This is a genomic window from Natronococcus sp. JC468 (assembly GCF_012163165.1).
Lineage (GTDB): Archaea > Halobacteriota > Halobacteria > Halobacteriales > Natrialbaceae > Natronococcus > Natronococcus jeotgali.
In genome coordinates this window covers 59,319-82,922 of sequence record NZ_JAAVUO010000016.1, presented here as the reverse complement: position 1 = coordinate 82,922, position 23,604 = coordinate 59,319, and the positions used below count along the sequence as shown (strand labels likewise).

At 66.7% G+C, this 23,604-nt stretch carries 21 protein-coding genes and 1 pseudogene; 10 read left to right on the top strand and 12 right to left on the bottom strand.

Annotated features, from left to right (window positions below):
- Positions 1 to 69 precede the first annotated feature (69 nt).
- Both GWG54_RS11445 and GWG54_RS11440 read left to right on the top strand, forming a co-directional pair.
- Positions 70 to 1,848 carry a nitrite/sulfite reductase gene (locus GWG54_RS11445; RefSeq protein ID WP_167937895.1) on the top strand — a complete coding sequence of 593 codons (1,779 nt, stop codon included), beginning with the start codon at positions 70 to 72 and terminating at the stop codon, positions 1,846 to 1,848.
- A gap of 213 nt (positions 1,849 to 2,061) precedes the next feature.
- Positions 2,062 to 2,346: a DUF6360 family protein gene (locus GWG54_RS11440; RefSeq protein WP_209438403.1), complete on the top strand. Its 285-nt coding sequence runs from the start codon at positions 2,062 to 2,064 to the stop codon at positions 2,344 to 2,346.
- On the opposite strand, the gene GWG54_RS11435 is transcribed toward GWG54_RS11440, so the two are convergent.
- Positions 2,347 to 2,607, bottom strand: coding sequence for a hypothetical protein (locus GWG54_RS11435; protein WP_008423931.1), 261 nt, complete (start codon positions 2,605 to 2,607; stop codon positions 2,347 to 2,349).
- Positions 2,608 to 2,753: 146 nt separating this feature from the next.
- Between GWG54_RS11435 and GWG54_RS11430 the strand changes: the two genes are divergently transcribed.
- The 3 genes from GWG54_RS11430 (at position 2,754) to GWG54_RS11420 (ending at position 6,237) form a co-directional block, all read left to right on the top strand.
- The gene (locus GWG54_RS11430; protein WP_167937894.1) at positions 2,754 to 3,290 is read left to right on the top strand and encodes a hypothetical protein; all 537 of its coding nucleotides are present in this window, start codon (positions 2,754 to 2,756) and stop codon (positions 3,288 to 3,290) included.
- Between the two features lie 73 nt (positions 3,291 to 3,363).
- Positions 3,364 to 5,109, top strand: coding sequence for an asparagine synthase-related protein (locus GWG54_RS11425; RefSeq protein ID WP_167937893.1), 1,746 nt, complete (start codon positions 3,364 to 3,366; stop codon positions 5,107 to 5,109).
- A gap of 51 nt (positions 5,110 to 5,160) precedes the next feature.
- Entirely contained in the window at positions 5,161 to 6,237 is a 1,077-nt protein-coding gene (locus GWG54_RS11420; RefSeq protein WP_167937892.1) for a thiamine ABC transporter substrate binding subunit, read from the top strand.
- A gap of 75 nt (positions 6,238 to 6,312) precedes the next feature.
- Here GWG54_RS11420 and GWG54_RS11415 read toward each other — a convergent pair whose 3' ends face one another.
- Positions 6,313 to 6,627 carry an MTH1187 family thiamine-binding protein gene (locus GWG54_RS11415; RefSeq protein WP_167937891.1) on the bottom strand — a complete coding sequence of 105 codons (315 nt, stop codon included), beginning with the start codon at positions 6,625 to 6,627 and terminating at the stop codon, positions 6,313 to 6,315.
- A 111-nt stretch (positions 6,628 to 6,738) separates the two neighbouring features.
- Between GWG54_RS11415 and GWG54_RS11410 the strand changes: the two genes are divergently transcribed.
- Both GWG54_RS11410 and GWG54_RS11405 read left to right on the top strand, forming a co-directional pair.
- A complete protein-coding gene (locus GWG54_RS11410) occupies positions 6,739 to 8,640 on the top strand; it encodes an iron ABC transporter permease (RefSeq protein WP_167937890.1) in 1,902 nt (633 codons plus the stop codon).
- Positions 8,630 to 9,775: an ABC transporter ATP-binding protein gene (locus GWG54_RS11405; protein WP_167937889.1), complete on the top strand. Its 1,146-nt coding sequence runs from the start codon at positions 8,630 to 8,632 to the stop codon at positions 9,773 to 9,775. The genes GWG54_RS11410 and GWG54_RS11405 overlap by 11 nt, the downstream gene beginning before the upstream one ends.
- 48 nt (positions 9,776 to 9,823) lie before the next feature.
- Here GWG54_RS11405 and GWG54_RS11400 read toward each other — a convergent pair whose 3' ends face one another.
- From GWG54_RS11400 to rqcH, 3 genes are all read right to left on the bottom strand, one after another.
- Entirely contained in the window at positions 9,824 to 10,213 is a 390-nt protein-coding gene (locus GWG54_RS11400) for a hypothetical protein (RefSeq protein ID WP_167937888.1), read from the bottom strand.
- Positions 10,206 to 10,964 carry a hypothetical protein gene (locus GWG54_RS11395; protein ID WP_167937887.1) on the bottom strand — a complete coding sequence of 253 codons (759 nt, stop codon included), beginning with the start codon at positions 10,962 to 10,964 and terminating at the stop codon, positions 10,206 to 10,208. The genes GWG54_RS11400 and GWG54_RS11395 overlap by 8 nt, the downstream gene beginning before the upstream one ends.
- A gap of 791 nt (positions 10,965 to 11,755) precedes the next feature.
- Positions 11,756 to 13,906 carry a ribosome rescue protein RqcH gene (gene rqcH / locus GWG54_RS11390; protein ID WP_167937886.1) on the bottom strand — a complete coding sequence of 717 codons (2,151 nt, stop codon included), beginning with the start codon at positions 13,904 to 13,906 and terminating at the stop codon, positions 11,756 to 11,758.
- Positions 13,907 to 14,101: 195 nt separating this feature from the next.
- Here rqcH and GWG54_RS11385 point away from each other — a divergent pair, with 195 nt between their 5' ends.
- On the top strand, positions 14,102 to 14,746 hold the full coding sequence (locus GWG54_RS11385) for a hypothetical protein (protein WP_167937885.1): 645 nt from the start codon (positions 14,102 to 14,104) through the stop codon (positions 14,744 to 14,746).
- Positions 14,747 to 15,053: 307 nt separating this feature from the next.
- Here the strand turns inward: GWG54_RS11385 and GWG54_RS11380 are convergent, their stop codons facing one another.
- From GWG54_RS11380 to GWG54_RS11365, 4 genes are all read right to left on the bottom strand, one after another.
- The gene (locus GWG54_RS11380; RefSeq protein WP_167937884.1) at positions 15,054 to 15,770 is read right to left on the bottom strand and encodes a ferredoxin--NADP reductase; all 717 of its coding nucleotides are present in this window, start codon (positions 15,768 to 15,770) and stop codon (positions 15,054 to 15,056) included.
- Between the two features lie 91 nt (positions 15,771 to 15,861).
- A complete protein-coding gene (locus GWG54_RS11375) occupies positions 15,862 to 16,692 on the bottom strand; it encodes a thioredoxin domain-containing protein (RefSeq protein ID WP_167937883.1) in 831 nt (276 codons plus the stop codon).
- 223 nt (positions 16,693 to 16,915) lie between these two features.
- Positions 16,916 to 17,938 carry an amidohydrolase family protein gene (locus GWG54_RS11370; protein ID WP_167937882.1) on the bottom strand — a complete coding sequence of 341 codons (1,023 nt, stop codon included), beginning with the start codon at positions 17,936 to 17,938 and terminating at the stop codon, positions 16,916 to 16,918.
- Between the two features lie 51 nt (positions 17,939 to 17,989).
- A complete protein-coding gene (locus tag GWG54_RS11365; RefSeq protein WP_167937881.1) occupies positions 17,990 to 19,222 on the bottom strand; it encodes an HD domain-containing protein in 1,233 nt (410 codons plus the stop codon).
- Between the two features lie 107 nt (positions 19,223 to 19,329).
- Between GWG54_RS11365 and GWG54_RS11360 the strand changes: the two genes are divergently transcribed.
- Positions 19,330 to 19,581, top strand: coding sequence for a hypothetical protein (locus GWG54_RS11360; RefSeq protein WP_167937880.1), 252 nt, complete (start codon positions 19,330 to 19,332; stop codon positions 19,579 to 19,581).
- A gap of 141 nt (positions 19,582 to 19,722) precedes the next feature.
- Here GWG54_RS11360 and GWG54_RS21360 read toward each other — a convergent pair.
- From GWG54_RS21360 to GWG54_RS11345, 3 genes and pseudogenes are all read right to left on the bottom strand, one after another.
- A pseudogene (locus tag GWG54_RS21360) lies at positions 19,723 to 19,992 on the bottom strand (RNA-guided endonuclease TnpB family protein); the annotation flags it as partial.
- Between the two features lie 101 nt (positions 19,993 to 20,093).
- Positions 20,094 to 21,074, bottom strand: coding sequence for a C-terminal binding protein (locus GWG54_RS11350; protein WP_167937879.1), 981 nt, complete (start codon positions 21,072 to 21,074; stop codon positions 20,094 to 20,096).
- 74 nt (positions 21,075 to 21,148) lie between these two features.
- Positions 21,149 to 22,318 carry a Gfo/Idh/MocA family protein gene (locus GWG54_RS11345; RefSeq protein WP_167937878.1) on the bottom strand — a complete coding sequence of 390 codons (1,170 nt, stop codon included), beginning with the start codon at positions 22,316 to 22,318 and terminating at the stop codon, positions 21,149 to 21,151.
- A gap of 132 nt (positions 22,319 to 22,450) precedes the next feature.
- Between GWG54_RS11345 and GWG54_RS11340 the strand changes: the two genes are divergently transcribed.
- Positions 22,451 to 23,596 (top strand): zinc-dependent alcohol dehydrogenase, encoded by a 1,146-nt coding sequence (locus tag GWG54_RS11340; RefSeq protein WP_167937877.1) that lies wholly within the window; start codon positions 22,451 to 22,453, stop codon positions 23,594 to 23,596.
- Positions 23,597 to 23,604 lie beyond the last annotated feature (8 nt).

Sequence of the window (23,604 nt, the reverse complement as noted above, 5' to 3'; positions counted from 1 at the left end):
CCCGCGAGAGGCGGGGAGAACTGACGTGAGGAAGGGGTGCTTATGGCGGCGGTTCGTAGCGGGGGATCAATGCCGAGTGACGTCGAGGAGTGGAAGGAGGAGCTCTACGGTACCGATATCCGCGCGGAGATGGAACGATTCGCCGAGGAGGGGTGGGAGGCGATCCCCGACGACGAGCACGACGCCTGGTTCGAGCGCTTCAAGTGGTACGGGCTGTACCACCAGCGCGCCGGCCAGGAGTCCTATTTCATGATGCGGATCGGTCCGCCGGGCGGCGTCCTCGAGCCGGGCCAGTTCCGGCGCATCGTCGAGATCGCCGACGAGTACTCCCGGGGGCCGACCGACAACCCCGTGTTCGGAAACGGCTGGCTCGACGTGACGACCCGGCAGGCCATCCAGCTTCACTGGATCCGCATCGAGGACGTCCCGGAGATCTGGGATAAACTCGAGGAGGTCGGGCTCTCGACGGTCCAGGCCTGCGGCGACTCCTGGCGAAACATCGTCGGCTGTCCCGTCGCCGGCAAGGACAAACACGAGCACGTCGACGCCGACTGGCTGGCGACGGAGCTCCACGACACCTACAAGGAGAACGAGGCCCACTCGAACCTCCCCCGGAAGTGGAAGGTGTCGGTCACGGGCTGTGACGAGGGCTGCGGTCAGGGCGACATCAACGACCTCGCCTTCGAGCCCGCCGAGAAGGAGGTAGACGGCGAGACGGTCACGGGCTACAACGTCCGCGTCGGCGGCGGCCTCTCGCGCAACGAGCCCCGGTTCGCTCGTGATATCGACGTCTTCGCGACGCCCGAGCGGGCCGTCGACGTCGCGGGCGGCATCTCGGCGCTGTTCCGGGACAACGGCGACCGCGACAACCGCTACAACGCCCGCATCAAGTTCCTCGTCGACGAGTGGGGCCCCGAGAAGCTCCGCGAGACCCTCCAGGAGGAGTACGTCGACTTCGAACTTCACACGGCGGGCGAGGACCTGCGGGAGTCGTACTCCTACAACGCCGGCGAGGCCGACGGCAAGCACGACCACGTCGGCGTCCACGAGCAGGTCGACGGCGACTACTACGTCGGCCTGAACGTCCTCGTCGGTCGCATCGGCATCGACGAGGGGTACGAGCTGGCCGACGCCGCCGAGGAGCACGGCTCCGGCGAGGTCCGGCTCACCCAGCGCCAGAACGTCATCTTCACGGACGTCCCCGAGGAGAACCTCGAGGACCTGCGCTCCGAGCCGGTGCTCGAACACTACAGTCCCGACCCCCACCCGTTCCAGCGCGGCTCGATCGCCTGCACCGGGACGGAGTTCTGCTCGCTCTCGATCGTCGAGACGAAGAACCGCCAGGTCCGCTACGCCCGCTGGCTCGTCGACAACGTCGAGCTACCCGAGGGCGTCGAGGACTTCCACATCCACCTCTCAGGCTGTACCGCCTCCTGCGCCCAGCCCCAGATCGCCGACGTCTCCCTGCGCGGGATGAAAACGCGCAAGGACGGCGAACCGGTCGAGGCGCTGGACATCGGCCTCGGCGGCGGGCTCGGCGAGGACCCGCAGTTCGCCTTCTGGGTCGGCGAGCGGGTTCCCGCCGACGAGGTGCCCGGCGCGATCGCGAACCTGCTCGAGAACTTCGCCGCAGCGCGCGACGACGAGAGCCAGAGTTTCCGGGAGTTCGTCGCCGAGCGCGACGACGACGAACTCGCCGAGCTGATCGAGCCCGAGGAGACCGACTACGAGGATCCGTTCATGCACAACACGAAGCGGACGTGGTACCCCTACGCCGAGGACGACGACATGGACGCGAGCCCCGCCCCTGCGAAGGCAGACGGGACTCCGCTCCCGTCCGACGACTGATACGGTCTGCTGTAACGATTTGTCGGCGCAACCGCAAGATGGTTCGCGGTTGCGCCGTCAACGACTTACAGTAGTCCGTATGACCGACGGCCACCACTCGGTCTCGGTTGCTGTTTTCCGGCTGGCCTGCGTAGCCGCGGCAGTCGCTCCGGCGAGGCCCAGTTTCGCGCCGTTGCCGGGCTACCTAAGTGCGTTCGGTCGCTCTCGAGAACCATGGCAGACCGTCTGATGAAAGTCAACGCGTACACCACCCTCGACCTCGTCGACGCCGTCGCGACGGGCCACGAGTTCGAGACGGAATCGCTCGCCGTCGTGAACGCGACGGCCGACAGGGAAGATCCCGACTGTGTCCGCCTGCAGTTCGAACTCGACAACATGACCGAGGAACACCTCCCGGCCCACATGGAGGAGCTCCAGCTGACGCCCGACCAGGCCAGAGATATCGCGAGCGACCTCGAGAAACACGCGGCCCGGGTCGAGGACGCGACCGACGAGTAGTTACTTCAGCTCCTCGAGCGTGTTCTTGGCCTTGTCGACCGCGGTGTCGAACGTGCCCTCGAGTTCCTCGACGGAGCGTTCGACGTGGTAGACTCGCTCCTTGGGTACCCGCCGCACGAGGTCGTTACCGTCGTCGTCGGTGCCGTACGCGAACAGCCAGTGGTCCTGGAAGTAGGCGATGTGGTCGTTGTCGACGGTGGCCCTCTCGACCTCGTCGCTCGCGTTCCGGTAGACGATCGTCGCGGTGCCGAGTTCTGCCATACCGACGCTACCGGGTGCGGCCCGGAAGTCGCTGGCCCGGCAGACGCAATCCGAACGACCAGTCGTCGGAACGGTAGCTCGTCGAATGCGAACGGTTGGCACTGTTAGGCTCCGTGCGTATTGCCGTCGCGAGCCTCCTTCTCGGTATGAATCTTGGACACGTTGCTCGTCTCGAGGCGTTCGGCGATCGCTCGCTGGTCACCCACGCGATCATGGCGCTGTCGTTCGTCGGTGCGATCACCGCGGGGCTGTTCGTCGAGGGCCAGTTGGGGCTGGTCTCCTTCGTCGCCCTGCTCAACTTCACCGCGGGCGTCTGGATCGCCCAGTCGATCCACTCGCTGGGTCACGGCAGTGCGGGCGGCGACTACGACGGGATCTTAAACGAGATCGTCGACCGCACCGACACGACTGAGACCAGCGGACTCGACACCGGCCGGCTGGCCCGCCTGTTCGCGCTGATCGCGGCCGTCACCGCCGTCTCGCTGCTGACGTCGGCCCAGGTGCTCGAGGGAGCGCTGTTCTCGATCGCCGTCGTCGCCGTCGGCAGCGTCGCGCTCGTGACCGCGATCGTGGGCTTCCTGATCGCCCTCGGAACGTCCTACGACGAGTCGATGGGGCGGTGGACGGCCGAGATCGACCGCCAGGATGCCCTGCAAGGCGAACTCGCCGAGAACCGGAAGTGAAGTAGCCTCGGAACGCCCCTTTTCGAGCCCTGGCCGTCGTCGAACCTATATACCCGCCGCCGAACGGACGAGTATGGAGGCGACGCTCCGCCACGACGGCTGGACGCGGACGGACGGGATCGCGGTTCGGGGCCGCGCCTTCGAGGACGATCGATTCCTCGAGGGCGATACTCTCGCCGTCCGCTTTGCGGACGCCAGGGCGGTCGACGCCACCCTCGAGGAGATCGCGTCGATCGGCGCCGACCTCGAGGGCTTTTTCGCCGCCGTCCTCGAGGACAGCGACGCGACGTATCTCGTCGCCGACGGCGCCCGGTCCGTTCCGCTGTACTACGGTACCGGGGGCCCGGTCTCCGATCGCGGACGGCTCGTCCGCGAGGCGCTCGAGGCGCCGACGGACCCGATTACGGAGAGCGAGTTCCTCCTAACCCGGTACGTAACGGGTCCCGAGACGATCTGGTCGGGCGTCTACGCGACCCGGCCCGGCGAGGTGGTTCGGATCGACGACGACGGGATCGATCGGCGAACCTACCGCGACTACTGGCCCGCGGGGCCCGAAGACGAGCGCACGAACGGTTCGGCGAACCCTCGAACAGGCCTCGAGTCGGCCCTCGAGACCGCGCTCGATCGGCTCGAGCGCGTCGCGGGCGACCGCCCGGTCGTCGTCCCGCTGTCGGGCGGCTACGACTCGCGGCTGCTCGCGTCGGCGCTCGTCGACCGCGGCCGCGAGGTGATCGGCTTTACGTTCGGCAGGTCGGGCCACCCGGACGTCGAGGTGAGCCGCGAAATCGCGGCTCGCCTCGGGATCCGTTGGGAGTTCTGTGACTACGACGAATCGACGTGGCGCGAGTGGTACCGCGGCCCGGCCGGTCGGCGCTACGTGCGCGAGGCCTTTGGCGGCGACGCCCTCCCCTTCCTCGCGGAGTGGCCCGCCGTTCGCGAACTGGTCGCCGACGGACGGCTGCCGACCGACGCGCTGTACTGTCCGGGCCACACCGTCGCGACGCCCAGCGAGCGCCTGCCGCGGTTCGTCGGCGAGTGCCGTCGGTCGGAGCCCTCGAGCGTCGGCTGCGGACCCGCCGTGGACGCCGACGACGCGCTCGACCGGGAGCTGGTCGCCCCCGATATCGAGGCCCTCGTCGATTACGTCCTCGAGCGCCACTACGCGTTGTGGGAGTGGGACGATCCGAACTTCGAGGACGCCGCGCGCGAGCGGATCCAGCGCGGGCTCCGTGGCGACCGCGATCCAAGCGCTGTCACGGGGCCCGCGAGCGCGGCCGCAGCCTCCGAGCGCTGGGAGTGGCGCGGGCGGATGGCGACGTTCACCAACGGCGACCTCCGGGTCTACGAGGACGCAGGGCTCGAGTGGTGGCTCCCCCTGTGGGATCCCGTCTACGTTCGTGCCTGGGAGCGGGTCCCACTCGAGGCGCGACGGGGCAAGGGACTCCACGCCGCCCTCGCGCGCGAGCGCTACCGGCGCGCGGCCGACGTTCCCGACGAGCGGGCAGGGCTGACGGACCGATCCCTCTCGCCCGCGGATCGCTACCTCGCGCTGGTTCGCCACTCGCCGGTTCGCCAGTTTACCGAGCGCGGCGGTGACTGGATGCCGCCGTTCCTCGCGCCGCGGTCGACTTGGAGCGAGCCCGGCTCCCACCCGCTTTCGTGGTACGGAGTCGTCGACGACGCGGTCCTCGAGGAACTGCCGGCGTTTCGGAACCTCTACGCGCTGCGGACGCTGGCCGCGACGGGCCGGCTCGACCTCGAGGATGCGTCGGAACCGATCCCCGACGGACCGACGGTTCGGCTGCCGACCGAGGACTGAGCCGGAGCGAAAGCGCGACTCTTACGTACCACCGGCTGTGATCACTCGGTAATGAAACGACGAACGGTTCTCGCGAACGGGGGCGCGGTCGCCGGAATCGGTCTGGCCGGCTGCATCTCACGGGACGGAGACGGCGGGACGACCGGAAGCGGCGACGACGTGCTCCGGGTCGCGACGAACACCGCGTTCGTCGACGCGCCCAGCGACAGCCCCGGCGAGTGGATCGCCGACGAGTTCGCCGACCGGTACGACGTCGAGTTCGAGTGGCACACGCCCGACCAGGAGCTCAACTACTACATCGAGCGACACAACGAGGGCGTCGAGATCGAGCCCGAGCTCTACCTGGGGTTGAACCCTCACGAGGTCGTCCGCGCGGACGACAACACCGACGGCGAGCTGTTCGTCGAGACCGACGAGGACGCCCTCGAGCACGTCGCGAACGTCGACGAGGAACACTACTTCGACCCGCAGGACCGGGTGATCCCGACCTACCGGAGCTTCTGTGCGATGGTCTACGACGGGCGGAACGTCCCCGAGCCCGAGACGTTCGAGGACCTGCTCGAGCCCGAGTACGAGGGCCAGATTGCGGTCTCGAACCCCCAGCGCGGGACGACGGGGCTGCTCTTCTTGCTGTGGACGATCGACTACTTCGGCGAGGACGAGTACCTCGAGTACTGGGAGCAGCTCCTCGCTAACGACGCACGCGTCCTCGACTCCTGGAGCGAGGTCTACGCGCAGTTCGAGGCGGGCGAGATCCCGGTCGTCGCCTCTTACGCGAACGACCGCGTCTACGCCGAGCGCGCCGGAAACGACCTCGAGAAACACCGGGTCGCGCTGCTGCACGACCAGGCCTACGCTAACGTCGCCGGCATGGCCCGCTTCGCCGACGGGACGAACGACGAACTGGCCCACGAGTTCATGGACTTCATTCTCGATCCCGAGGTGCAGGCGGTGATCGCCGAACGAAACGTGACGGGCCCGGTCAACGACGAGACCGAGCTTCCCGAGGTGTACGAGGAGTACGCCAAACGGCCCGACGACGCGCCCTTCTTCGACTACGACGACCTCGACGCGAACCTCGAGGAGTGGCTCGGCGAGTGGGAACAGACCGCCGCCGGAGCCCGCTAAGAGAGCCGTGATCTCGAGAGACGCCACCGAACGGAGCGGGAACGCTGCAGTCGAAAACGGGTCGGAAGCGACGGCTCAGTCGCCGTCGCTTCGAGCGTCCCGACCCAGCTCCGATTCGACGGCGTCGACCTTGTCGCTCGCTGTCATCGACTTCTCGCGTCTGTCGTCGACCTGTACCAGCGTCTGCACCTCGCTGCCCTCGACCGCCCGGTGGGCGGCCCCGCAGGCCGCGAACAGCTCCTCGATGTCGTTGGCCTCGAGCGTCGTCGCCATCGGCGTCGTCTCGTACTCGACGTCGTACTCCTCGAGGGCGTCGATCGCGGCCGCGACGTCCTCGGTCGCGTCGTCATCGGTGATCGGCGTCACGCGGAGCAGTGCGAAAACCGTCATGGGCGTCCGTTCCCCCGGTCGCCACGTAGTGGTTTCGGTCGGCGGTACCACCGGGTTGTCGCCCCGTAACGGGACGCGAGGACGGACGGGCGAGCAGGGGGAGGTGATCGCGTGACCGATCGACGCGAGCCGACGACCGACGGCGGGGTGAGCACGCCCGTCGACCCGGCGACGCCCGGCTCGGAGGCGGAGGGGCGATCGAAGTCCCCGTCGGGAGACGATCCCGACGAACGGCGTCGCGCGAGGGAAATCCGCGACCGCATCGAGCGCCGAGCCGTCGCGCTGTTCGGCGCCGGGACGCTCCTCCTGCTGGTCGCGCTGTTTTACTACCCCGTGGCGACGGTGTTCGTCGAGGCCGCGGTCGTCGGCGGGTCGACGACGCTTGCGGTCTTCCTCGAGCTCCTGCGGGATCCCTTTTATTTCGGCGATTTCGCCCGGCTGTTCGCCGGCGAGTCGCCGATCGCGGTCGCGAGCGATCTGCTCTCTGCCGACCGTCGGCTCGGTATCGTCGGCTTCACGGCCTACCAGGCTGCCCTCTCCACGCTGCTCAGCGTCGCGCTGGGCGTGCCAGCGGCGTACGTCCTCGCGCGCTACGAGTTCCGCGGCCGACGGACGCTGCGCTCGCTGACGGTGCTTCCGTTCGTCCTCCCGTCGATCATGGTCGCGGTCGGCTTCGTCGCGACGTTCGGCGAGAACGGGACGCTCAATCAGGTGCTCGGGCTCGTCGGGCTCGGTCCCGTCGAACTGCTGTTCAGCCTCGAGGCGATCCTCGTCGCCCACGCCTTCTACAACGCGCCGCTGGTCGCGCGGGTGACGACCGCGGCCTGGGAGTCCATCGACGCGAGCGCGATCGAGACCGCCCGCAGCCTCGGGGCGAGCCCGTTCCGCGCGTTCCGGGACGTCGTCGCGCCCCAGCTGTACCCCGCCGTGTTGATGGGCGCCGCGCTAACCTTCGTCTTCACGTTCGGCACCTTCCCGATCGTGCTGGCGCTGGGCGGGTTCGAGCTGGCGACCGTCGAGGTGTTCGTCTACCGGCTGATCCGGGACCTCGAGTACGCCGAGGCGGCCGCGCTGGCGATCGTCGAACTGGTCATCACGCTGGGGATCCTCTACGGCTACCTGCGCTACGAGGCCGCCCACGTCGTCCGCTCGCGAGGCGTGCGCCCGCTCCCGCGTCGCCCGCTCTCGCCGCCCTCCCTGTCCGTTCGCGAGCTGCTTCCGCGGGCCGGGATCGCCGTCTACGCCGCGATCGCGCTGGTCGTCTTCGTCTCGCCGATCGTCAGCATGCTCTACGCCAGCGTCTCGGGGCCCGACGGGCTCACGCTGGATCACTACCGATTCCTGCTCGAGCGCCAGCAAACCGCCGCGGCGTTCCAGGTCCGGCCCTGGCCCGCGATCCGCAACTCCCTGCTGTTCGCCGCGGGCGCGCTCGCGCTCGCCCTGCCGATGGGCGTCGTCGTCTCGGTGCTGACGACCAGACGGTACCGCGGACGGAAGCTCGTCGACGCCGCGGCGATGGCCCCGCTCGCGGTCTCGGGGATCGTCGTCGGGATCGGTCTGCTGCGGGGACCGGTCTTCGGAATCGAGCTCGCGGGCTGGCGGATCGCGATAGGCGGCGCCGCGGCGATCGTCGCCGCCCATGCCGTCTCCTGTTACCCGTTCGTCGTTCGCACCGTCGCGCCGGGCCTCGAGTCCGTCGATCGCTCGCTCGTCGAGTCGGCCCGCGCGCTCGGGGCCTCGCGGGCGCGAGTCCTGTACGACGTCGAACTTCCGTTAGTATGGCCCGGCGTCGTCGCCGGCGCCGCCTTCGTCGTCGCCATCTCGATGGGCGAGTTCTCCTCGACGGTCATCCTGGCGACCGGGACCGACCAGTACACGATGCCCGTCGCGATCGAACGGTTCATCGGCCGTCGGCTCGGACCCGCGACCGCAATGGGCGTCGTTCTGCTCGTCGTCACGAGCCTCAGTTTCGTGGTCATCGACCGCCTGGGGGGTGAGAGCTTTGGCATCTGAGGAGCGGGAACCGTCGCTCGAGCGCCCGAACGCGGCGAGCGCCGAGTCGCCGTCCGAGGATCGACCGATCGCCCTCGAGCTCGACGACGTGACGAAGCGCTACGCCGAGACGACGGCCGTCGACGGCGTCTCGCTGTCGGTTCGAGAGGGCGAGTTCTTCACGCTGGTCGGCCCCTCGGGCTGCGGGAAGACGACCACGCTACGCCTGATCGCGGGCTTCGAATCGCCCACGGCGGGGAGCGTCCGGTTCCACGGCGAGGACGTGACGGGAACCCCGCCCGAGGATCGGGACGTCGGCGTCGTCTTCCAGAACTACGCGCTATTTCCCCACATGAGCGTCGGCGAGAACGTCGCCTACGGGCTCAACTTCGCCGACCCGCCTGGGGGCGTCTCGGACGACGAGCGCGTCCGTGAACTGCTCGAGCTGGTCGACCTCGAGGGGATGCAGGATCGCGAGCCCGATCGGCTCTCCGGGGGCCAACGACAGCGGGTCGCGATCGCCCGCGCGCTGGCGCCAGGGCCCGACGTGCTCCTACTGGACGAGCCGATGAGCGCGCTCGACGCCCGACTGCGCGAGCGACTGCGAATGCAGGTGCGGGCGATCCAGCAGGAACTCGACATCACGACGGTCTACGTTACCCACGACCAGGAGGAGGCCCTGGCAATTTCGGATCGCGTCGCGGTGATGCGGGACGGCACGCCCGAACAGGTCGCCCCGCCCCGCGAGATCTACCGCCGTCCCGGAACGCGGTTCGTCGCCGAGTTCGTCGGCGACAACAACGTCCTCGAGGGGACCGTCGCCGAACTCGAGGACGGACGGGCGCGGATCGAGGTCGGGTCGGAGACGTTCGCGGTCGACCTCGAGGATCGGGCGGTCGCGGTCGGCGACGCGGTCGCGTTCTGCGTGCGGCCCGAGAACCTGCGAGTCGATGCGAACGGAGCGGGCTCGAACGGGCGAAACGCGACAACGGCGACCGTCCGGAGCGCGGAGTTCCTCGGCGAGACGACGCGGGTCCACCTCGAGTGGCGGGGACGGGAACTGCTCGTGCGAACGCGGGATCCGCTGTCGGGCGAGGTCCGCGTCGGGTTCGACCCCGAGGACGCACGCGTTGTCGCGGTCGATCGAACCGCGTGAGATGGTTTCGAGTTCGACTCGCTCGAGGTGACGTTACGTAGAGAGTGCTTAATTATCGTTCTGGGACTGCTGGTTCCAAAGTAACTCATCCTCGGATGAAGCAGGGTTATCGGCTGTCGAATCAGTCGAAGTATCGAACCGGAGAATTGCATAGAAGAGCAGCCCGAGTCCAGCCGCGAACAAGAGGTCTTCACTGACCTGAAGGAGTAAGATCTCGGTGAACGTCAAGCGAGACTTGATCGACAGCCAGAGGAAGTAGACCGGGTCAACGAGCGTCCCCAGGACGATCAGGCCGAACCCCAGGGTGGCAAACCGATACGACGCCTGATCGCTGTTTCGCCGATACGCGAGGAAACTCAGCGCGGTCAAGAGACTCCCAACCGCGACTGCCCCGATATTGCTAAGGACGTACGCCCACAATTCCAGCGTGCTATCCATAGTACGGATCGTTCCAGAAGTGAGGCCAGTCCGCCTTGCTATTCGTTCCCCGACTCGCCTCCTGGTAGGAGTCAGCAAGCCCTTCTAAGAACCCGTCCAGCTTCTCAACAGCGGAGTCGTCACGTTCGAAGATAATCGCGAAGATCCGCTCGAGAACGGGATGGTCATTGAAGGAGACGTCATCAGTGGCGGGGTCAAAATCGATGACGTCGATCTCGTCGAGGGTCGGAAGATGCACGTGGTGCAGCAAGAGGCCGATCTCCTCGGCTGACGGCAGCTCACGATGAGCCGTTTCTGGCAGACGGTGGCGAATCTCGTGTGCCAGTTCGGTTCGCGACTTCGTCTGTTCGGCTTCAAGGACGGTCAGCGTGATCCGACGATATTCGTGGGAAAGAGCTGAGAGTATCGCATCTACATCGTCGGCGTCGATCTTGAGCAACTGTTCGAACCGTGGATCATTGAGTGCCGGGTGCGTCGCAATTTGGACGACGTCATCATCTTCTTTCCACGAAATGAAGTTTGCACTTTCCAGTGCTGGCAGATGGATGTGAGTGAGTTGCACCTGCATCGCCTCGATCTCTGTTGTACCGAGCGACGATGTCTCCTGCTCCGTGGCAGCAAGGTAGGCGGCAAGTTGCTTCAGGGGGAGCGTCGATCCCCACCTGTTAAGGGCGAGAAGGCACTCGCGTCGGTGACGGGACGCGATACACTCGAGCGTCGGATTCCGCAAATAGGTGTCACTCTCGGTCATCACTCCTCTACTCAGTTCCGACGGCTAAATAGCGTTGTCACAGGATAACCAGACCTTCGCGCTGTATCACTCGTTGTCTCTCCTGAATTGGGCGGTCTCTACCGTCCCAAATTGACCAGGCTCGTCGTGCAATATTCGCGCTGTGGGTTCAGCAGTGGTTGTTCAAACTTCTCAACTTCTGTCAGAAGTGGCGTGACTGATTTAGAGGATGGATTCAGCATGATCAAAGTCATGGACGCATACTGTTACCGAGATGGGCCGGTCATCCCCTATCCATTCTTTAATTCGACTCGGAGAGCATGATAGGGTATCGTATCAATATTTTCGACTGCATGGTGAGACTCTGGCTCCATCCATTCGGTCTCTGGCGGGATCAGTACGCGGTTTTGACAGTTATTAGAGACACCGCTGGTCGCTCCGTTACCTACTTGACCTACACGTACCGCTTTCACGCTGGCAACAGGGAATTTCCACGTCCTCCCCAACCGATTTCTGCTCACGGGTGCTGCGCGCCCGTGAGCATGGTCCGCGGAACCGTAGGTTCCGCGCTACGCTCACTCGCTCATCCCCTGTCAGAGTCCACTCTGACAAGCCTTCATTCGCGCTTCTCACGAAGACCTCGCGCAGTTTCGGACGGCGTCTCGCTTCGCTCACCGCCGTCCAATGCGCGCCATCGCAGAAGAAGGGAGTCAATCTGACGATCGTTCGAGTACTGTCTGGCGGTCCGAAGCGATTGCGCTCTTTCGTCAGATCACTCGATTCCGGCCGATGGGGCCGTGGAACGTGCCTCGCTACTCCTCGGCGATCCGGCTGCCACCCGGCGGCATGAAGTGCTGGATGCGGTCCGGACTGGCGATCTTCCGGACGAACGACTCGTCGGCGAACTCCTCGCGGAACCGCCGGTAGAGCCGTTTCGCCGCGTCGGCCTGGGCGTACCGGCCGGGCTCGAGTTCGATCAGCGTTTCCGCCTGGCCCTCGATGGCCGACGGCGGGCCGCCGATGACGCGGGTGTAGGGCTCACACTGGATGCCGACCGCCGCGCCGACGGGCGTGTCGCGGTAGTAGGTGCGATCCCCGCGGATCGCGAAGCCGCCCTTCTCGAGGTACTCGCCGCTCTCGGGGGTCTTGGTGACCTGGTCCGAGTCGACGGCGTAGACGTCGCCCGCGTAGCGGCCGTCCTTCCAGACCGACGAGTACGAGACCGCGAACTGGGCGGCCTCCTCGACGCTCGACTCCGGTAACTCGATGTCCGACGAGGACGCCTCGCTCGGGTCGGTCGCCTTCAGCACCGTGACGGGGCCGCCGTGGGCCTGGGTGTGAAGGACCGTGTCGCCGGGCTCTAAGTACTTCTTGACGAGTTCCTCGTTCTGGTCGGCGTTGCGCCCGCCGATCACGAGGTAGCCGTCGCTGGTGTGGAACCAGCGGAACCGATCGTACCAGGGCTCGTTCTCGCGGATCGGGATCGAGGCCAGCTCGAGCCAGTTCGTCTCCTCCTCTTCGTCCTCGTCGCCGTCAGCCGTCTCGTCGGTCGCCTCCCACTCGTCGCGGCGTCGCTTGGCGTCCTCGAGGTCCTCGCGGGTGTCCTCGATGGCGGCCAGCGCGCCCTCCTTTTTCTCCTCGATGCGTTTGGCCTCGGTGTAGAGGCGGTCGGCGTTTTGCTCGACGCCCTGCCCGGCGTCCAGATCGATCTCCTCGCCGTCGAGTTCGACGGTGACGATTCCGTCGGTGCCGTCGACGTCGACGACCGCCTCGGCGGCCTCGATGCCGCGTTCTTTCCCCTCCTCGAAGCGTTGTTCGATCTCGTCCCACGGGCGGTCCTGCGCGCGGGCCTCCTGGACCGTCGAGAGGATGTCGTCGACCAGCCCGTACTCGGCGTATAGCAACTCGGCGTTCTCCCGCTGGGCCTCGGCCTGCTGCTCGAACCCCTCGATCGCACCCTGCTGTTGCTCGATGATCCGCTCGTGTTTGGCGATCTCCTCCTCGAAGTCGGGCCGTTGCTCGGTCGGATCGGGCTCCTCCTCTTCTTCCAGCTCGAGTTCGAAGAAGTAGTCGTCGAGCGCCGCGAGGAAGCTGTCGGCGCTCTCGGCGGTCAGCCCCGCGTTCTCGTGTTCCTCGAGCGGGAACGGCGTGGCGTCGACGACCGGGCCGTCGCCGGGCTCGTCCGCCTCCTCGTTCTCACCGTCCTCCTCGATCGGCTCCCGGTACAGCCGCGGGTCGAAGTTCGCGTTGCGGACGTCGAGCGCGAGCCGTTCGATCGCCTCGTAGACGCGTCGGTAGTCCTCCTCCGTGGCCTCCTCGATGTCCAGCGCCTTCTCGACGCCGGCGCGGGTGCAGATCTCCTCGGCGTACAGTCCGCCCATGTTGAGCTGGGTCGCCAGCGTCCGGACGACGTCCGTATCGGAATCCTCCATCTCGCGGTCGAACGCCTCCCGCGAGACCGACAGCGGGTTCGTCCGTGAGTCGGGGAACTCGTATCGGGAGCCAGGGACGACGGTGCGCGATTTCAGCCGGACGGTCTCGAGGCAGTCGATCACCTCGTACTCGCCGTCGGTGACCGCGATGTTACCCTGCCCGAACAGCTCGACGATGATGCGGGTGGTGCCGTCGTCGCGCTCGAAGACGAACTCGAGGATGCGGTCGAACTCGAACTGCTCGACGCCGGCGAAGTCCGCCCCCGAGAGGCGGTTGCGAAGCATCATCGCGAACTGCGGCGGTCGGCCGGGGGCGTCGGGCACCCGTTCGGGCGCGACCGTGTGGGCGCGTTTGACCTCCCCGACCTCGATCAGCAACTCGACGCGACCGCGGTCGAAATCCCGCATCTTGAGCCGCAGGAGGTCGTCGCCGTAGAGGTAGGCCTTGTCGACCTTCGCGCCCTCGTAGGTGCCGAACTCCCCGACGAGGGCCGCGAGGTCGACGCTCGTAAGCTCCCGCTTTGGATCCATACCTCTACCTGCCCGGTCCGGTCAAAAAGGCGTGTCGCTCCGGCTCGGCCCGGGCTTTCGTCCCGGTCAGAAAGGCTCATCGGCGCCGAGCGCGTTCCCGCCGAGTATGGACACCGCAGGCTCGCCGTCGAGCGGAACCGACGCGAGGACGGAACGCGAACGTCGACGACTCCGGCCGGACGACGGGGTGGGACGATGAGCGCGCCGCAGGCGCCGGTCTGGACGGACGTCTCGAGGCTCCCGTCGTTTCTCTCACGGCTCGAGGAATCCGGCGGTCTCTCGGTCCGCGCGCTGATCGAGGAGCTCGAGATCGATCTCCCGGTCGACGGCGTCACCTACCACGACCGCGGGATCCGGATCCCCGGCCACGACGCGACGTTCGTCCACGAACCGACGGGTTCGCGCGGTCGCCCGGCCTTTAGCGTTCAACTCGACACGATCGGGCCGCGAAACGGCTGGGCGATCTTCGATCGGACGCTCTCCTGGGACGTCTACCTGCTTCGGGCCGGTGACACCGCGGCGATCGCCTGGCTGAGCGACGAGGAGTACCGGATCGAGGAATCCGACCACTTCGATTCCAAACGCGACGCGATGGCGGCGGGGCGGTTCTCGTTCGGGATCTTCCTCTACGCCGGCGAGGCCTGGGAGGAACAGCAACGGCGGATCCGGAGCACGAACGCGCCGGCGTACCTGCTGCGCGATGACGGCGAGCCGATGATCCCGAACACCCAGTCGGAGTTCTACAACCTCGTCGACTCGACGGTCACGGAGTTCCGGACGAGCGGGGCGGCGCCGGACTACCTCGGGCTGCTCGAGCTCGAGGCTACGGTCGACGGGTAACCGGCTTATCCGGTCTATAATCGTTTTATTCGGACCTCTACCGAACGAGAAAACGGGATCGCGGGCGCGCCGTCGGCGGTCCGCTCGAGGTGGGGGGGAAAGCGTCGAGCGGCGGGAGTGGGGGGATGGCCGACGGCGCGCCCGGATCAGGTACAGCGGGTGTGGCGCTGGTTGTCTGGGGGAGTGATCGATGCCGACGTTCGTCGGCACCTGATGCTTCAGGACACATCACTATAAAATTTTCGTAAGAGATACTATATTTTTAACTATCGATCAGACCTGATTCGAACGAGTCGTGATCCGAGCGTCAGTCCTCGTCGGCCGCGTCGCTTTCCCACCCTTCGGTGAAGATTCGATCCTCGTCGACGCCGGCGTCTGCGAGCAATTCCTCCGTTTCGACGACCATCTCGGGAACGCCACAGACGTAGCAGTCGGCGTCGTCGAGGTCCTCGAGCGCTTCCGGGAGGTGGTCCTGGACGTGTCCCGTTCTGCCGTTCCAGGCCCGATCGTCGTCGGCGTCCGAGAGGACGTACTCCACGGACAGCGCTTCGGTCCCCGCCCGCAGCTGATCGATGCTCTCGCGGAAGATCAGGTGCTCCTGATCGCGCTCGCCGAACACGAGCGTCGCGGCCCCGGTTCCCTCCTCGACGTACTGTCTGACCATCGGGTACAGCGGGGTGATCCCCGTCCCGGTGGCGACGAAGACGGCGTCGCGGTCGGGGTCGCGAAGGTGGAGGTTGCCCTCGACCGGCTCGATCTCGACCTCGTCGCCCGGCGTCCGCTCGTGCATGTAGACGGACCCGGTGCCGTCGTCGTAGCGCTTGATCGTCAGGACGAGCTGGTTCGTCCCCGGTGCGTTTATCGCCGTGTACGGGCGGGCCTGTTCCTCGCCGTCAGCTTCGAAGTGGACCGTCGTGTGCTGGCCCGGGTCGAACTCGAAGCGGTGGTCGTCTGCGACGAGCCGGAACTGTTTCACGTCCGGCGTCATCCGATGGACGTCGGCGACCGTCGTCGTCAGGGTCATACTCCCACCTGCGGGCAGAAGCCATTAAGCAGTGCTGTCGGCACGTGCGGCCCGAAAAAAGAACCCGGTCTGCGCGACTCGGCGTCGACCGTTAGGCCTTCTCGTCGACGGCGGCTTCGATCGCCGCGTACAGCTCGTCGGTCTCCTTCGTCGGCGAGTAGACGGTCCCCTCGACGCTGACCTGCGGGACGTCGTCGACGGACAGTTTCTCGATTTCTTCGACCGTCTCGTCGAGTTCGTCCTGGTAGGCCTCGCCCGCGGCGGCCTCGTAGACCGCCTCGGGGTCGTCGACGTCCGCTTTCTTCGCGACCCGCTCGAGTCGGTCGGGGGTCGCCCACTCCTCGTCCGTGTCGATGTTGATCGCGACGCACTCGACGAACGCCCAGAACTGCTCGGGATCGTGATCCCAGACGGCGAGCCCGGCTCGAGCCAGCCGCGGGCCGTCGTCGCCGTGGAGCACCGTCCCGTCGAGGGAGGGAACCGCGTGAACCTCGAGGTCGACCGTCCCCTTCTTGACGTGGGTCTCGAGCAGGTCGACGAACTCCTCGAGCACGAACTCGGAGGTCTCCGGCGACTTCCAGGTACCGAACAGCTTGATCGTCACCGGGGCGTCCCCCTCGCCGGCGATCGGGAACGCGGACTTCGGGTCGTCCGGCGTCGGGATCGGATCGAGCACGCCCTTCGGCTCCTCGAGTTCGTCCTCCTCGGTGGACTGGTCCGATTCGTTCTCGTCGTCGCCGTTCGCTCCGTTTCCGCCGTTCCCGCTGTTTTCACCGTTTTCGTCGTCGGCTCCGTTGCCGCTCGACGAATCGTCGCCATCGTCGTCACTGGTGAGGAAGTCTGTACATCCCGCCAGCCCGGCAATGGCCGCCCCACTGCCGACCTGCAGTACGCGTCGTCTCGTGCGGTTGTCTTGCGTCACGAGCTCGACTACTTCGTTATCCGGAATTACTACTATTCAGGTAAGTCATCAGTTACGAGGTATATAATTCGCCGAACTTCACTTCTAGTTATACATGCAGCGATAATCGGTCGGCTAACCGACCGAAATGGACCGGTTAATACGGTCACGAACGGTTATACATTATCCGGGTGGGATTGAAAAACGGTCCCGTCGACCGGTATCGGAACCGACTGACCCGGCGCTACGGGTCGAGGACGACCTCACGGACGTCGTCGACGCCAGCGCGACGCACCGTGGCCCGAACCGGATCGCGGGCTCCGACGAGGTTGTCCGAGTCACCGTCGAGGACGAGCAGCTTCCCCGGCGCGCCCGCCTCGAGCGGGCCCCACTCGAACCCCGCGAGTTCGGCGCCGTTGATCGTTGCCATCCGAAGGATCGTCTCGGCCGACAGCTCGGAGCACTTCGCGAGGAACTCCATCTCCCGGAACATCGACGGCGAGTTGAGCATCACGTTGTCGGTGCCCAGCGCGAGCGTCGTCCGCTCGGCAAGTTCCGCGGCGGGCGGGAATCCGACGCCGGTGACGAGGTTCGACCGGGGACAGAGCACGATCGGTACCTCGGCGTCGGCGATCCGCTCGAGGTGGTCCGGCTCGGGGTGGACGACGTGAACCAGGAAGTCGGGCTCGAGGTCGAGCGCGCCGTCGAGGTCGCTCGGATCGCCCTCGCCCGCGTGGATGCCGAACGGTTTGCCTGCCTCGTGGGTCGCGGCCCGTTCGTCCTCGAAGTCGCCGTCGTTGGCGCCGCTGGCGCCGAACCCGTCGCCAGCCTCCATCGCCGCGACCGAGCCGCGGGCGAACGACAGCGCCTCGAGCTCGAGCCCGTCGGCGGCGTCCTCGAGCAGCTCGACGCCCTCGACCCCGCCCTCCCTGAAGTCGAGACAGGCGGCGGTTCCGCCGCGTTGCATGTACCGCAGCGATCGGCCGATCGCGTCCACGAGCTCCTCGCGGGAGGCCTTCCGAAGGAGGCGGTGTTTCAGCCCGTCGGGCGGAGCTACGAGCTCCTCGAGCGAGAGCCCGCCGCCGGCCTCCTTCGCGATCGAGTCGCCGACGTGGGTGTGCGCGTTGACGAACGGCGGCAGGATGACGTCCGAACTGTCGACCGATTCCTCCTCGATCGCCTCGATGCGTCCATCGTCGCTGATGACGATCCGTCCCTCGACGGGCTCGAGCGCCCGCCCGCGGAGGATCGTTCCGGTTCGCTCCATACCGACGAGTCGGCGGGCTCGCCCTTCAACGGTTCGCGTTCCGATCGACGATCAGTCGACGAACTCGTCCAGCGTCGTCTCCACCCCGTCCCGAACCTCCGTGACCAGGGCGCCCTCGATGTCGAGCCCGAGGACGTCGACGGCGGCTCGGCCGACCCGGTCACGGAGTTCCGCGGGCGAGTAGACGCCCAGTCGCCACTGGGAGTACTGGGCAGCCCGCAGGGCGCCGACCAGCGGCGACTGCTCGCCGAGTCGACGCATCTCGCCGTTGACCATCACGCGACTGGTCGACTCGGTCATCGAGGGACGGCTCGGAACGTCGAGGATGACGTGAGCCGGGTCGACGCTCGCCCGCTCGGCGATCTCGCGTTCGAACTTCCGGATCGCCTCGTGGTCGGCCTCGATGATTCCGTCGGGGACGTCGTCGATCTCGGCCCAGACCGCGCGCTTGAACAGGTCCCGGTGATCCAGTCGCCGCGAGAACGCGCTCGTCGCCTCGCAGTTACGCAGCGCGACGATCAGGCCGTAGTCGTCCATCCGCCGGAGCGTCTCGGCATCGATCCCGGCCTCGGGCGCCTCGAGCAGCCGTTCCGCGGCTCGCCGGAGCATCGCCTTGCTGATCCGGGCGACGCTGTGGCTGTACACCGTCGGGTTCATCAGCGCCCGCGCGACCAGCAGGCTCTCTGCGGTCTGGACGTTCCCCTCGGCGAGGACGAGCTCGCCGTCGGTAAACGTCAGCTCCCGGACGAGCCTGCCGTGGTCGATCGTCCCGTAGGGAACGCCCGTGTGGTGGGCGTCCCGCACGAGGTAGTCCATCCGATCGACGTCGAGCTCGCCCGAAACGAGCTGTCCGAACCGCCCCTCACCGGCGACCAGTCCGGCGACGGTCTCGGGCTCGAGGTCGTGTTCCCGGAGGACGTCGCCGACCCGTCCGTCCGCGAGCAGCTCGCGGACGTCGTCGTGGTACCGCCCCGTTCGGCGGTGGGTCAGCGACTCGAGGTTGTGGCTGAACGGGCCGTGACCGACGTCGTGGAGCATCGCCGCGGCGTGGACGCGTTCGGCCTGTTTCCCCTCGATGCCGAGTCCCTCGAGAGCCTCGCAAGCGAGGTGGTAGACCCCGAGGCTGTGCTCGAACCGGGTGTGGTTGGCGGAGGGGTACACGAACGAGACGGTCCCGAGCTGGGCGATGCGGCGCAAGCGCTGTACCTCGGGTGTGTCCAGCAGCGCCCGGGCGACGCCGTGGACTCGGATGTAGTCGTGGACGCTATCCTTGATCGTCGTCACTGTCGTCGCTTCGGCGCGTTCGTACAAAAACCGTGGTACGGAATCCGTCCGCGGTTGAATACGACGAGGGCAATACTTTACGCGTGGCTGCCGTTCCTTCGCACACGATGACGGAACTGACGATCCCACCGGACGCCGACGAGGAGCGCGCGGCACAGCTGGTTCGCGAACACGTCGAGGTCGGCGACGTCGTCGAGGTGCGCAGCGAGGAGTGGGCCGACGAGCGACAGAACGTCGACGTCGAGGGGACGGTGACGGCCCTCGAACCCGGCTACCTCGAGCTCGACGAGCAACCTCCCGGTGAGGGGAGCGTCCGTTACGACGCGATCCACACGATCTCGACGATCGACTCCGCGTAGCGACCGTTGTGCCACTCCAGGCGCTATGACATCCTCCTCGCCGTAAACGGCGAGGCTTCCCACGCATGGGGAATACCAGTTAGTCGTCGTCTCCAGAACCTTCGGTTCTGGCGGGCTGCACGAGACCTCCGGTCTCTGAACGCTGGCAGAGGGTTTCGACTCTTCGTAGGCCGTGAGCGTCATCTGCGCTGGTACGCTCTTCTCACGGTGTCGTTCGAGAGACATACGTCTCTCGTGACCACGAGACGGCTCCGCCGTCTCGGTCGGAGTCGTGGCGGTGTCACAACCGCGCCCATCCCGTGGCGAGTCATCGCGTCCGGCCTTGTCAAGCGGGACGCTCTCTCCCCACGGGTCAATCCGTCGTGCGATATTCGCGGAAGCGTTGATGTCGGCCTGAAACGACGAAACGTGCCCTAAAGGGCGGGATTCTCTCGCTGTTTAAAGATAGTAACCACTGAAAGTCAGTGCGCACCCGATCGGACAACGGCTGGACGATCAGTGTGCAAACCGTTTCAGTTGTTACTATCGTTCGGGCCGTCACCGGTGACCGGGTTCTCGGGTCGCTCGCCGTTCAGAACGCGTGCCACGTCGCGGGCGACGGTCTCGCGGAGGTCGACGATCGACTCCTCGGAGTACCACGCGACGTGAGGCGTGCAGACGGCGTCGTCCCGGCCGACCAGCGGCGAGTCCTCGGGCGGTTCGTTCGGCAACACGTCCAGCCCCGCAGCGGCCAGCTCGTCGTCTTCGAGGGCCGTCGCCAGCGCCTCGTCGTCGACGACCGCGCCGCGGGCCGTGTTCAGCACGACGGCGTCGTCGCCCATCGCGGCGAACGCCTCGGCGTCGAACAGTCCCCGCGTCTCCTCGGTCAGCGGCGTGTGTACCGAGACGATGTCGGAGCGCTCGAGCAGTCCGTCGAACGACACCGTCTCGACGCCGTGCTCGGCGAGCTCGGCGGCGGATCGGTAGGGATCGTACGCGACGAACTCGAGGTCGAACCCCGAGAGTCGCTCGGCGATCCGGCGGGGAATCGAGCCGAACGCCGCGAAGCCGAGGGTCTTCCCTGCCAGTCGGTGGATCGGCGCGCCGACCGTCCAGTCCCACGTCCCCTCGGCGATCGCACGGTCGTACAGTGACGTCCGGCGCACGCAGGCGAACAGGAGCGCGACCGTGTGGGTCGCCACCTCGTCCTGACAGTAGTCGGGGACGTTGACCACGGCGACGCCCTCGTCGGCGGCGGCCTCGAGATCGACCGCGTCGACGCCGATCCCGTACCGTCCCACGGCCGCGACGTCGAGGGTCTCGAGCACCGTCCGATCGATCGGCGCGTACTGGACGAGCAACGCGTCGGCGTCGACCTCCCGGGCCGCCTCGATCACCTCGTCGGCGGTTTCGGCGTCGGCCGAGGCGAGTTCGACGTTCGCGTCCTCGGTGACGCCGCGTTCGATCTCGAGGTCGGGAAAGTCGAAGTCCGTGACGAGAATCGTGTCGGTCATCGATCGGTCGAGTCGTTCGATCGCCCTGCCGATAGGCGTATCGTCCGAGAGATTCGAAAAAAGAGGGGTCGTGTCTACTCGAGGGCGACCCACTCGCCGCGCTCGTCGCTGTCCTCGATCGCCGCGAGGATCCGCTGGGCGGCCAGCCCGTCCTCGAAGCTGGGGTGGAACTCGCCGTCTCCGGCGGTTTCACCGCCTCCGTTTCGAGGCGTCTGCGACGCCTCGCTCTCCTCGATCGCACTGAGGAACTCGTAGTTCTCGTGGACGAACGTGTGCTCCCAGCCGATAACGTGGCCCGGCGGCCACCAGTGGTCGACGTAGGGGTCGTCCTCGTCCGTGACGAGAATCGTCTCGTAGCCGCGGTTCTCGCCCCGACGGAGGACCTCGAGTTCGTTCAGGCGCTCGAGGGAGAACCGGAGACTGCCCTCGCTGCCCTGGATCTCGATCGTGTGGTCGTTCTTGTGGCCCGTCGCGTACCGCGTCGCCTCGAGCGTGCCCATCGCGCCGTTTTCGAACTCGAGCTGGGCCGAGTAGGCGTCGTCGACGGTGACTGGACGAGTCTCGTTTTCACCCTCGACGGGACGCTCGTCGACGAACGTCTGCAGGTGGCCACTGAGCCGTTCGATCTCGCCCGCGTGCTCGTCGTCGCCGACCAGAAAGCGCACGAGGTCGACCGTGTGCGCGCCCAGATCGCCGAGTACGCCCGAGCCCGCCATCTCCTCGTCGAGGCGCCAGGCCCACGGCGCCTCGGGGTCGACCAGCCAGTCCTGGAGGTATCGCCCGCGGACGTGGCGGATCTCGCCGATCTCGCCGTCGTCGATCAGCCGCTTCGCGTACCGGATCGCGGGGACGAACCGGTAGTTGAACGCACAGCCGTTCGGGACGCCGGCCTCGCGTGCGGCGTCGGCCATCTCTGCTGCCTCCTCGAGGGTCGGGGCCAGGGGTTTCTCGCAGAAGACGGGCGTCCCGGCCTCGAGGGCGGCGATCGAGGGCTCGGCGTGGACGTGGTTCGGCCCGAGGTTGTAGAAGACGTCGACGTCGTCGACGACCTCGCTCCAGTCGGTCGCCGTCTCCGCGAACCCCAGCCGATCCGCGGCTTCGGAGAGGGACTCCTCGTCGCGGCCGACGAGGACCTTGCGTTCGACGTCCGGGGCATCCGGGAAGAACATCGGCAGCCGAGCCAGTGCGTTCGCGTGGGCTTTCCCCATGAACCGGTAGCCGAGTACGCCGACTTCGAGGGTCATGCGCGACCGTTCACCACAGGTGTAGTTAGAAGTTTCCGTCTCTCGGCGCGTCGACGCCGAACGCGGGCTCGCGCGTCCGTTGCGAGCACAGGCCGCGCCTTTACTGAACCGGTCGGTGAGGGTTGAGTCGTCATGCAAGCGCTCACCTGGAACGGCGAGCAGGACGTCCGCGTCGAGGACGTTCCCAAACCCGAGATCGAGGAGCCGACCGACGCGATCGTCGAGATCACCGCGACGGCGATCTGTGGCTCCGATCTCCACCTCTACAACGACTACATGCCGGGGATGAACGAGGGCGACGTCCTCGGCCATGAGCCGATGGGCGAGGTCGTCGAGGTCGGCGAGGACGTCGACAACCTCCGGGAGGGCGACCGCGTCGTCGTCCCCTTCACCATCAGCTGTGGCTCCTGTTGGTTCTGTTCGCACGACATGTACTCGCTGTGCGACGAGACCAACCCCAACGCCGACATGGCCGCGGAGTCGATGGGCCACGCGACTGCCGGCCTGTTCGGCTACTCCGAGATGATGGGCGGCTACGACGGCGGTCAGGCCGAGTATCTGCGGGTTCCCCACGCCGACGTCGGCCCCGTGAAGATCGACTCGAACCTCTCGGACGAGGAAGTCCTCTTCCTCTCGGACATCTACCCGACGGGCTATATGGCCGCCGAGAACGCCGATATCGAGGAGAACGACACGGTCGCGGTCTGGGGCTGCGGTCCCGTCGGCCAGTTCGCCATCCAGAGCGCTTGGATGATGGGCGCCGACCAGGTGATCGCGATCGATCGAATCCCCGAGCGCCTCGAGATGGCCCAGGGGTACGCCGACACGCAGGTCATCGACTACTCCGAGGAGGACGTCTACGACCGGCTGATGGACGCGACCAACGGCTACGGGCCGGATGGGTGTATCGACGCGGTCGGCACCGAGGCCCACTCGACCTGCGTCGACACCGTTCCCGACGAACCCGACCGACCGTACGTGATCCAGCAGGCGGTCAAGTCCTGTCGCAAGGGCGGGACCCTCTCGATCCCGGGCGTGTACATCGACGAGATGGACGACGTCCCGATGGGACCGCTGATGAACAAGGCGCTGACCGTGAACACGGGCCAGACCCACGTTCAGGCCTACCTCGACGAGTTGCTCGAGACGATCGAGAACGGCGATATCGATCCCTCCGAGATCATCACGCACACGGGCGATCTCGACGACGGCCCCGAGATGTACGAGAAGTTCAACCAGAAGGACGACGACTGCGTCAAGGTCGTCCTCGAGCCGTAGCGCTCGCT